This is a genomic window from Nocardioides sp. NPDC059952 (assembly GCF_042730435.1).
In the GTDB taxonomy this organism is placed as follows: domain Bacteria; phylum Actinomycetota; class Actinomycetes; order Propionibacteriales; family Nocardioidaceae; genus Nocardioides.
In genome coordinates, this window is sequence record NZ_JBHWLY010000117.1 from 1 (window position 1) to 11308 (window position 11308).

Annotated in this window: 6 protein-coding genes; 1 reads left to right on the plus strand and 5 read right to left on the minus strand. The window is 69.9% G+C overall.

What is annotated here, in order from left to right; all coding sequences use genetic code 11:
• Positions 1 to 77: 77 nt before the first annotated feature.
• From ACFV9G_RS28865 to ACFV9G_RS28885, 5 genes are all read right to left on the minus strand, one after another.
• On the minus strand, positions 78 to 2462 hold the full coding sequence (locus ACFV9G_RS28865; protein ID WP_378732736.1) for an ABC transporter permease: 2385 nt from the start codon (positions 2460 to 2462) through the stop codon (positions 78 to 80).
• Entirely contained in the window at positions 2462 to 3187 is a 726-nt protein-coding gene (locus ACFV9G_RS28870; RefSeq protein ID WP_378732738.1) for an ABC transporter ATP-binding protein, read from the minus strand. The genes ACFV9G_RS28865 and ACFV9G_RS28870 overlap by 1 nt, the downstream gene beginning before the upstream one ends.
• Positions 3188 to 3307: 120 nt before the next feature.
• Entirely contained in the window at positions 3308 to 7585 is a 4278-nt protein-coding gene (locus ACFV9G_RS28875; protein WP_378732740.1) for a trypsin-like peptidase domain-containing protein, read from the minus strand.
• Entirely contained in the window at positions 7575 to 7898 is a 324-nt protein-coding gene (locus tag ACFV9G_RS28880) for a CU044_2847 family protein (protein ID WP_378732742.1), read from the minus strand. The genes ACFV9G_RS28875 and ACFV9G_RS28880 overlap by 11 nt, the downstream gene beginning before the upstream one ends.
• Positions 7899 to 8047: 149 nt before the next feature.
• Positions 8048 to 9229 (minus strand): GAF domain-containing protein, encoded by a 1182-nt coding sequence (locus ACFV9G_RS28885; protein ID WP_378732744.1) that lies wholly within the window; start codon positions 9227 to 9229, stop codon positions 8048 to 8050.
• 104 nt (positions 9230 to 9333) lie between these two features.
• Between ACFV9G_RS28885 and ACFV9G_RS28890 the strand changes: the two genes are divergently transcribed.
• Positions 9334 to 11160, plus strand: a complete 1827-nt coding sequence (locus ACFV9G_RS28890) for a flavin-containing monooxygenase (protein WP_378732746.1) — start codon at positions 9334 to 9336, stop codon at positions 11158 to 11160.
• The last annotated feature ends 148 nt before the right edge of the window (positions 11161 to 11308 follow it).

An 11308-nucleotide genomic window follows, 5' to 3' on the forward strand; every position in this document is an offset into this window, starting at 1 on the left:
GGGCGAACCCGTCGGTCGAGCCGGACTCGTGAGGAACGAACGAGTCCGTGTCGAGACCAACACATTCCTACCGATGGTCAGTCCAGCGCGAGTCCCTCCGCCGGGCTGACCTTGGTGGCCCGCTTGGACGGCGCCACGCAGGAGACCAGGCCGGCCAGGCCCGCTGCCACGACCACCGCCACCAGCTGCAGCACCGGCAGCTCGAAGGTGGCATCGGGCAGCATGTCGCCGACCAGGATCTCGCTGCCACCCCAGGCGAAGAAGACGCCCAGCGCGGTGCCGACCAGGGCCGCCACTGCCGAGAGCAGCACCGCCTCGGCGGCCAGCGTCCGCCGCAGCTGGCGCCGGGTCAGGCCCAGCGCCCGCAGCAGGGCGTGCTCGCGACCGCGCTCGAGCACGGAGAGGCCGAGGGTGTTGGCGATGCCGGCCAGTGCGATCAGCACCGAGATCGCCAGCAGCCCGATCACGGCCCAGGTGAACACGTCCAGCTGCAGCTCGACCCAGGCACGCTGACCCTTGCCGTTGATGAGCTCGGCGTCGGGGGCGAGCACCCCGAGCGCTCCCGCCAGGTCCTCCGGGTCGGCGCCCGCGTCGGCACGGACCCAGACGGCGTACGTCTGCGGGTCCTCGGTCAGCGTCCGCAGCGTGGTCGCGGAGATCTGCGGAGCCCCGTCGATCTCGCGTACGTCCAGGGTCACCGTCGCGGTCCGGTCACCGACGACCAGCTCGACCTTCTCGCCCGTCGCGTCGAACTCGTCCTCCACGAAGGCCGAGGCGGCCGCCGGGGAGATCACCATGGTGCCGGGCTTCACGCTCATGTCCTCGAGAGCGATGTCTCCGCCCGGCGGGGCGACGACGGGCAGCGGAACGGGTTTGCCGTCGGTCCGCACCGATGCCATCGCTCCCGGTACGGCGACCGCGTCCGCGACGCCCGGGACCGCCTTCGCGTCCCCGGCCACCGAGTCCGGCAGCGGCTTCGACTCGGCCTGGAGCGCGATGTCGATCGGGTGCTGCTCGGCCATCTCGTCCAGGGTGGCACCACGGATGGTCGCCATCCCGGTGAGCACGCCGGTGGTGAGGGTGACACCGACGAGGAGTGATGCCGCGGTCGCGGCGGTGCGCTTCGGGTTGCGTCCGGCGTTGGCCGCGGCGAGCTTCGCCGGGGAGCCGGCGACCAGGGCCAGCGCCGACCCGGCCAACCGCACCAGACCCGGCACCAGCGCCGGCCCGAGGAGCATCACGCCGATGAAGGTGACCCCGCAGCCGAGCAGCACGATCAGCATCCCGGTCTGGGCGTCGTCCCAGCCCACGGCCACGAAGATCGTCGCGACTCCGGCCAGTGCCACGACCAGACCGAGACCGATCCGGAACATCCCCGCGCCGCGTACGTCGAAGCCCTCCTGCGGCCGCAGCGCAGCCAGCGGGCTCAGCCGCATCAGCCGGCGAGTGGGCAGCCACGAGGCGACCAGCGTGGTGAGCACACCGAGGACGAACGCGCCCACGAGCCAGGGCCACTCGAAGGCCACCGCACCCAGCGGCGCGGTCTCGGCGAGCTGCCGTACGAGCGCGACGATCCCCCAGCCGAGCAGGACGCCGACCACCAGGCCGAGCAACGAGGCGAGCACCCCGAGAGCGAGCGCCTCGCGGCGTACCGATCGCAGGACCTGACGCTTCGTCGCACCCATCGCGCGCAGCAGCGCGAAGTCGCGCATCCGCTGGGCGAACAGGATCGAGAAGGTGTTGGTGATGACCAGCACGGAGACGAACAGCGCGATGAAGGCGAAGATCAGGACCATGTACGCCACGACGTTGACCTCCTTGTTGAGCTGGGTCTGCAGCTCGGTGAGGTAGTCGTCGGTGTTCAGCCAGCTGTCGGCCTCGGCACCGGGTCCCGCGGTCATGACGGCCTGGACGTACTGGTCCTCCCAGGCCTGCATCTCGGGCCAGGTGACGTAGATCGGCGAGGACCACATCGACGGGGCGTCCACCAGGCCGACGACCGTCGTCTTGATCGCGGTCGTGCCGCTGCCGACCTGCAGCGTGTCGCCGATGGCGACCTTGTTGGTCTTGGCGGCGTTGGCATCGACCACGGCCTCGCCGGCGCGGGTCGGGAACCGGCCCTTCTCGAGGTCCTGCCACTGCCAGCGCTTCTCGGTGGAGACCGCGCCGACCATGATGTCCTGGCCGAGCATGGTCTCGTCGGTGCGGACCGGCTTCATGGAGAGGGCCAGCGCCCAGCCGCCCTTCTCTACGTACTTGTCGGTGACCTCATCGGAGGGGAGGTCGACCGCGCCCACCGCGTTGCGGAACGGCGCGTCGATGCCTGCGAACAGGCCCGACTTCGTCGCCGAGGTGAGGGCGTTGGTCACCACGATCAGCGCGACCGCGGCGATGACCGCCACGACTGCTGCGGCGTACCGGCGGGCGTAGGTCCGCAGGGATGCGAACAGCACCGTCCGCATCAGCGCGTCACCCCGTCGCTCTGCCGAATTTCTAGGGTCCCATCCATCACGGTGACGATCTCGTCGGCGTACGCCGCGGCGGAGGCCTCGTGGGTCACCATGACCACGGTCTGGCCGAGCTCGCGGACGCTGCGGCGCAGGTGGTCGAGGACCTCGGCCGACGTCTCGGAGTCGAGGTTTCCGGTGGGCTCGTCGGCGAAGAGGATCGCGGGCTGGGTGACCAGGGCGCGGGCGATGGCCACGCGCTGCTGCTGGCCGCCGGAGAGCTCGCTCGGTCGGTGGCCGAGGCGGCCTCCGATGCCGAGGGTGTCGGCGATCATCTGCGCCCGCGCACGGGTCTCGTCGGTCACCCGCTTGCCGGCCAGCTCCAGCGGCAGCTGGATGTTCTGCCCGGCGGTGAGCATGGGCAGCAGGTTGAACGCCTGGAAGACGAAGCCGATGTTCTCCCGCCGGAAGATGGTCAGCTGGTCGTCGTTGAGGTTCTGCAGCGGTTGGCCCGCGACCGTCACCTCGCCGCTGGTGGGACGGTCGAGGCCGGCCAGGCAGTGCATCAGCGTCGACTTGCCCGAGCCGCTCGGGCCCATGATCGCGGTGAAGGCGCCGCTGCGGATCTCCAGGTCGACCCCGCGCAGTGCGTGCACCTCGGTCGCACCCTTGCCGTAGGTCTTGGTCAGGCCCACCGCCCGCGCGGCGGCCGTCATCGTGGGAACAGAGGTCTGTGTCATGCCCCAGAGCCTCTCGCCGGGAGGCGTCAGTGCGCATCGGGCTGGGGGCTGATCCGGGCGTACGACCTGGGGTTGATCGGCAAGGGTCGCCCCAGGGTCATCCCTGATCCCGGCAGCCTCTCAACATCGGGGAGCTTGGTCCGGGTCGTTTCCGGTGGACTTCCATTCCTCGGCGAGCGACGTGCCGCGGAAGACGGAGCAGAGATCGGCGAGCACCCGATCCGGGTCGGGTTCGAGGATGTCGACCTGGGAGTAGACGCCCGTGACAGCGACGAGCCCGGTCTCAGGCTGCACCGCGAGGTCGTTCAGGTTGCCCAAGGTAGGCACCGCCGCCACAGATCGGTGCGCGGAGAGGCTCCACAGTCGCACTGAGTCGTCGGACTGGCTGACGGAGACGAGCGTGTCGCCGTCCGGCAGGAAGGCCATCCGGCTGATAGCCCCGTCGTGTCCGCTCAACGTGGAGCCGATCTGCTTTCTCGAGGAGACCTTCCACAGTCGTAGATTGCGGTCGGCCCCACCGGTGGCCAGCACGGTGCCGTCGTTGCTGAACGCCACCGAGGTGACACTTCCGTGACCGGATCTGATGGTGTCGACCAGCTTGCCGTTCCCGGCTCGACGCACCTCGACCGCATCGGTGCTCAACGGAACCGCGAACAGCTTCCCGTCAGGCGAGTAGGCCGTGTCACCGGTCGGGTACGGGTCGGTCGAGACATCGCGGACCTGGTAGGTGGTCCGCACGGGATCAGCGATGGGCTCGGCGAGGTCCCAGTGCAGCTGGACATAGCGCGCGGGCATCCGCGCGGTGCCTGATCTCAAGTCGTCATAGGACGGGCCACCGTGCGCAGTCAGGGTCTTTCCGTCCGGGCTGAACCTGACCGAGTACGCCACCATGTCGTCCCCGATGGTGCCGGGGCGTCCCGAGCGTCCGGAGGTGGTGCTCCACAACCGCACCGAGCCGTCGGCGCCTGCCGTGGCCAGCTGGGTCCCGTCCGGGCTGAACGACAGTGAATGAACCACGCCGGTCTTCAGCTCCCGAACGAACGACCGCCGGACCGCGTCCCACAGCGTGACCGTGTTGTCCCTGGTGAAGGCCAGGAGTCGCCGGTCCTGGCTGAATGCCGCGGCCACCGGGGCATGCGACTGGTAGATCACGTTCGTCTGGGCCTGCCACAGGATCGCCGATCCGTCGACGCTTCCGCTGAGCACGGTGCGCCCGTCGCGACGGTAGTCCACCGAGCCGACGCCGTTGGTGTGTCCGAAGAAGGCCGGCAGGGCCTCGCCGTCGGCGACGCGCCACCGTTGGACGCCCTTGCCCTTGTTCGTGCCCGCGACCACCTGCTGTCCGTCCGGACTGAACTCCGCGTCCATGATGAGCTCGTCTTCTTCTGTCGGACGAAGCACCTGGATGCTCGGTCCCCCATCGTCTCGGACGTCCCACAGCCGAACGGTCCCGTCGGCGCTGCTGCTGGAGAGCAGTCGTCCGTTCGGGCTGAAGTCCACGCTGGTCACGAGCTTCTCGTGTCCGGTGAAGACGGCCACCTGCCGACCGGTGTCGGTCCTCCACAGCCGCACGCTGTTGTCGCCCGCACCGGCCGCGATCAGCGAGCCATCGTGGTTGAAAGCGACCCCGGAGGCGGCGCCGCCCTTGTCCAAGGTCTTGAGCCGTCGGCCGGTGCTCACGTCCCACACCATGATCGTCGGGCTGTCGCGCGAGACGGTCGCGAGGCGGTTGCCGTCCTCGCTGAAGACCAGACCGACGACGTTCTCGGGGACCGGAAGGCTTCGCACCGGACTTCCTGTGCGCGGGTCCCACAACCGCAGCCGGTGATCCGGTCGATCACTGACGTGGGTGGTGCCGAGGACCTTCCCGTCCGGGCTGAACTCGACGGTGGGGAACTCGTCGTCCGCGCCGGTCACCTCAGCGATCTGCCGATGGCTCCGGGTGTCCCACAACGTGACGGAACCGGTGGTCGTCGTCAGCGCGGCCGTCCTGCCGTCCGGGCTCAGATCCGTGTCGACCAGTCGGGCCGTCCCGGGGTCGAGCGCTCCCCGGTAGGGCACGACCTGCGTGGCCAGGAGGGCCCCGCGTGCTTCGACCGTCGGCGCCAGCTGCCACGAGGCCATCGCCAGGAGCAGAGACCGACGAGGATCGGTGTCACGGGCGGCAACCGACTCCTGCGCATACAACCGCGACACCGCGGACGTGCGCTGCCGTTCCGCCGTGGCTCGTTCTTCGTCCGCGACCCGCTGCTGCCAGATCGCGAGTCCGCCCGCGACCATGGCGACGACCAGCAGAGCGGCCAGCGCGACCACCCCGCGGCGCAGCATCTGGTTGTTGCGCCGGATGGCTTCGCGGGTGGCGTCCTCTGCTATCTCGCTCGCTGTGACGAACTCCAGCTCCAGGTCCGTGAGGCTCGCCCTACGGTCGCCTCGTTCGTCCAGCCAGGCCCGGATGTCGGCGAGCTGCGCACCTCGGTACAAGCTCCCGTCGTCGCGCTCGAGGCGCACCCAGGTGCTCGTCGCGTCCGTGAGTCTGCGGTGGACGACAAGGCCGGTCCGGTCCTCGCTGAGCCAGGTGGTCAACCGGGGCCAGGCACCGAGCAGAGCCTCATGGGCGATCTCGACGGTGCCGTTTCCGTCGGTGTCCCGGTCGACCGTGACCAGGCGGGTGGCGACCAGGCGGTTGAGCACGGTCTCGGTCTGCTTGCCGGTCTGCTCGCCGCCACCGGTCAGCTCTGACTTCGACACCCGGCGCCGGGTGTCGTCGGAACCGTCGCCGACCGCGACCAAGGCCAGCAGCAACCGCCGCAAGATCCGTCGTTGCTCCTCGTCCATCGATCGGAACAGATTCTCCGCAGCCGTGCTGATCGCGCCTCGTACGCCCCCGGCCTCCTGATAGCTGGCCAGGGTCATGGTGTTGCCACGTCGTTTGCCCCAGGTGGCCTCCAGCGCGTAGGCGAGCAGCGGCAAGGTGCCTGGTTGATGTCCGGAGGCGTCGACGACGTCATCGATCACCCGATCGACGAGGCCCGGTTCGAGGTGGAGACCTACGGCCTCGGCAGGTCCCTCCACCACGCTCCGGAGCTCGGCCGGGCTCATCCTTCCGACCAGGAACTGGTTGTCCTGCAAGATCTCGGCCAGACCCGGTTCTTCCGCACAGGCGGAGAAGAAGTCGGTACGCAGGCTGGCGATCACCAGCGCGCTCGGAGTGGTCTCGTCGCCGGAGACGCCGTGGGCCGCGGCGCGCAGCGCGGCGACGAACGCTGCCCTCTCGGCAGCGTCCTCGCACAAGGTGAAGACCTCCTCGAGCTGGTCGATGATCAGCACCACCCGGCCGGGAACGTCTTGTCCCCTCTGCCGTGCGTGCGCGATCGCGGCCTGACGTACCAGAGCAGCGAACCTCGCCGGGGTCTCGCGTACGTCACCCACCGACGTCCCCACCGGGACACCTGCCACTGCGGCGGTGTGACTGACCAGCTCGGTCAGCGGCCGAGAGCCGGGCGTCAACCGGATCTGTGGCCAGGCCGAGGAACCGGGGATCGACAGATCTCCCCGCAGAAGAGCGGCCTGGAGGCCGGCGTGCAGGAGCGACGACTTCCCGGATCCGGACACACCGACCACGATCAACGGCAGCCCGCGCTCCTCGGCCACCGCCAGTCGTTCGAGGAGTCGCACGGTCAGGTCCGTGCGGCCGAAGAACCAGGCGGACTGGCGGCTGTCGAACGCCGCGAGGCCCGGATAGGGACAGACGCCACCCGCAGCGGGCGGGTCGTCGCGCTCGGCCGTCCCTCGGGCGGACACCTCGACACCGATGTCTCGCAGCAGGGGTTCGAGGTCTTCGGTCCGGGCGACCCAGACCGTGTCACGTCCCCAACCGTCGTCGGTGTTGTACCTGGCTCGGACGACACCGACCACTGCGCCGTCGGCCAGGACCGGGGCACCCGACATTCCCCGCATGACACCGCTGGCGGTGAGCCGACCCAGCCGCACGCCGTCGTCCCGGGTCGTGCCACCCGCCCACTGGCCCGGCGCGTCCAGGAACTGGTACTGGTGCGAGTCGCGCAGATCCGCACAGCCGGTGACCAGCACGTCCGTCCGCAGCCGGGTCCCGTCCGCGGCCGCGAAGCCCGGCACGTCCTTTGCCAGGCCGCTCTCCGCACGCAGCACGCTGAGATCACGCAGCTGGTCGGCATTCTCGACCCGCGCGGCGAAACCGTCTCCGCCGCCGAGCGGCTCGATCCTGACCTCGTCGCCGAGGTTCCCGACGTCGGCGTCCCGCAGTACGTGCCATGCGGTGACCAGGACACCGGGCACCACCTGAAAGCAGGTGCCGACGGGACGACTCTCCGCGTCGAGAACCCTTCCGAGATATCCCGGAACGCGATCGTCAGACGACATCGACGCTGTGTTCGACGCCGTGTTCGGCGGTGGCTCGGTAGGTCAGCGCCACTTCCAGAGTCGCCTCGCTCGATGCTCCGGCGACGATCACGTTGCCCTTGGCCGAGAACTTCAACCCGAACTTCACCTGCACCTCGTCCGGCTGACGTGTCCGGCTGCCCAGCTGCTCGATGGTGTCGACTGTCGAGGTGGCCACTGCGACGATCGCTTCCTGCGCGTGCTCGAACGCTCCGGACATGGCGTCGCGTGCCTTCTCCCCGAGCCCGGTGTCCTCCGAGCCGGCCGGCCGAGCCACTTCGACCTCTAGCTCCACGCCGGCGACGACAACGGGGAACGAGTCCCAACGACCGATCAACGAACGCCTCCCAAGACTGCGATCGCACCAACATAGCGGCGGTCGGCGCGGGTGATCGCCGAATTGCCAACTACGGGTCCAGGGCGACGACCTCGGCGATCGTGACCTCAACCCCGGGTGAGCGTGACCCCGTCGGCCAAGCGGTAGGGGTTGGTCGAGACCAGGGCACCGATCGAGCGGCGCAGCCGGGAGACCTCGGCGCGCACGGTGACGATGTGCTCGGCGTCCCCGAAGACTGCTTCGCTGAGCCCGCGCGCGGTGAGACCGGCGGGGCCGGCCGCCTCGACGAGGGTGAGGATCTCGACGTGGCGCCGGGTCAGGGTGGTGCGCCAGCTGCCCGACCCCGAGACGACCTCGAGGGTCCCGTCCGGATCGAGGCGGGCGGTCAGGCTTCCCGACCCCGAGGAGGTCGGCCGGACCAGCCAGCCGCGTTCGCCGACCCGCTCGGGCAGGCACAGCCCCAGGCCCGGGACTGTCAGCATCTTGTCCTGCCGCGGCGCCGCGATCCGGTCCCGGGCGGCCATCCCGGCGTGGTGGGCGACCCAGCCGTCGTCGTCGACGACCAGCAGCGGACCATCGACGGCGGAGACGACGTGGTCGGTCTCGCGACGCAGCCGTTCCAGCCACTCCTGGTGGTGGCGCCACAGACTCATCTCGGCCAGGCGCACCGCGCTCTCGACCAGGGCGCCGATCGCCGGGTGGAGGGTCAACGCAGGCCCACTGACGTCGACGACGCCGAGCAGGGCGCCGGTGCGGGGGTCGTGGATCGGGGCGGCGGTGCAGTACCAGGGATGCTGGGCCTGCTCGAAGTGCTCCGCGGAGAAGAGCTCGACCGGGGCCGCCTCGGCCAGCGCGGTGCCGATCGCGTTGGTGCCGACCGCGCGCTCGGTCCACAGCGCACCTTCGACGAAGCCGAGCTGGTCGGCGATCCGCAGCACCCGCGCCGAGCCCTCGCGCCACAGCACCACGCCCTCGGCGTCGGTGACCACCATGAGGTACGTCGCGGCATCCGCCGCCGAGGTCAGCACCGCTCGCAGGTCGCCGATCACCGTCGCCAGCGGCGAGCGGGCTCGTCGCGTCGCGCACTCGGCGGCCGAAGGCGTACGTCTGCCGTTGCTGCTGCCGGGCTCCAGACCCATGCTCATGACGCGGCGCCAGGAGCGCTCGACCAGGATCCGGGGTGTGCTCGGCGGGCGGCTGCCGGACAGGACGGCGTCGTGGACGCGTACGAGGTCGCGGGCGAGGCGCGGCAGGTCCGCTCCCGCCGGGACTGCTCCGGTCGCTGTCATGCCGTCCACCTCCGTCTCCGAGGGTAGGTGCTCGCTGTGACCCGCGCCACATGCAATCCGTTGCAACCCTTTCTCCCGCGCCCGCGCGGCGGTGTGCTGGAGGCATGACGCAGACACTCGACTCCCCTCCCCCGGCCGTGCAGAACGGCCCGGCGCAGACCTGGCTCGCCGACTTCGAGGCGGCCCTCAAGGCACGCGACGTCCCGCGGGCGGCTGGCATGTTCGCCACGAAGAGCTTCTGGCGCGACCTGGTCGCCTTCTCCTGGAACATCACCACCGTCGAGGACCCGGCCGGGGTCGCCGACCTGCTCTCGACCACGCTGGAACGCGTGGACCCCTCCGGGTTCGCGCTCGAGGAGCCGGAAACCACCGATGCGGGCGTGACCACGGCGTGGTTCACCTTCGAGACCGCCCTCGGGCGCGGTCGCGGGCTGCTGCGCCTCAAGGTGGAGGATGACCGCCCCAAGGCGTGGACGTTCCTGACCACCCTCTACGAGCTCAAGGGCCACGAGGAGCCCCGCGGCGTACGTCGTCCGAAGGGTGCCGAGCACGGCGTCAACCGCGACCGGGTGACCTGGGCCGAGAAGCGGCAGGCCGAGGCGGAGACGCTGGGCCTGACCGAGCAGCCGTACGCGGTGATCGTCGGTGGCGGCCAGGGCGGGATCGCGCTCGGCGCGCGGCTTCGCCAGCTCGGGGTGCCGGCACTCGTCATCGACCGCTACGAGCGGCCGGGTGACCAGTGGCGCGGCCGCTACAAGTCGCTGTGCCTGCACGACCCGGTCTGGTACGACCACCTGCCCTACCTGAAGTTCCCCGACAACTGGCCGGTCTTCGCACCCAAGGACAAGATCGGCGACTGGCTGGAGTCCTACGTCAAGGTGATGGAGGTGCCCTACTGGTCCTCGACCACCGCTACCAGCGCCTCCTACTCCGATGAGGACGGTGAGTGGACGGTCAACGTCTCGCGCGGCGGGGAGGAGATCACCCTGCACCCGAAGCAGCTCATCATGGCCACCGGGATGTCCGGCAAGCCGAACATCCCCGACCTGCCGGGCATGGACATCTTCGAGGGCGAGCAGCACCACTCCTCCAAGCACCCTGGCCCGGACGCGTACGAGGGCAAGCGGTGTGTCGTGATCGGGTCGAACAACTCGGCCTTCGACATCTGCGGGGCGCTGTTCGAGCACGGCGCGGACGTGACGATGGTGCAGCGCTCCTCGACCCACATCGTGAAGAGCGACACGCTGATGGACATCGGCCTCGGTGACCTCTACTCCGAGCGTGCGATCGCCTCCGGGATGACCACGGAGAAGGCCGACCTGGTCTTCGCCTCGCTCCCCTACCGGATCATGCACGAGTTCCAGATCCCGCTGTACGAGCAGATGGCCGAGCGCGACGCCGACTTCTACGCGCGGCTGGAGAAGGCCGGGTTCCAGCACGACTGGGGCGACGACGGCTCCGGGCTGTTCATGAAGTACCTGCGCCGCGGCTCGGGCTACTACATCGACGTGGGCTCGGCCGAGCTGGTCGCCGACGGCGACGTGGAGCTCGCCCACGGCCAGGTCTCCCACCTGACCTCCTCGGCCGTGGTTCTCGAGGACGGCACCTCGCTCGACGCCGACCTCGTCGTGTACGCCACCGGCTACGGCTCCATGAACGGCTGGGCCGCCGACCTGATCAGCCAGGACGTCGCCGACCGCGTCGGCAAGTGCTGGGGTCTGGGCTCCTCCACCACCAAGGATCCTGGGCCATGGGAGGGCGAGCAGCGCAACATGTGGAAGCCGACCCAGCAGGACGCGCTGTGGTTCCACGGCGGCAACCTGCACCAGTCGCGCCACTACTCGCTCTATCTCGCGCTGCAGCTCAAGGCCCGGTTCGAGGGGATCGAGACGCCGGTCTACAACCTGGCGCCCGTGCATCATCTCTCCTGAGCGCGCCCGCGGCGTAGTAACCCTGCCGAGTCGGCGCGTCTTGACCGGTGTCTCGCGAAGCGAGCGAGCCGCGTCGTAACCCTGCCGAGTCGGCGCATCTTGACCCGTGTCTCGCGAAGCGAAGCGAGCGAGCCGGTCAAGATGCGCC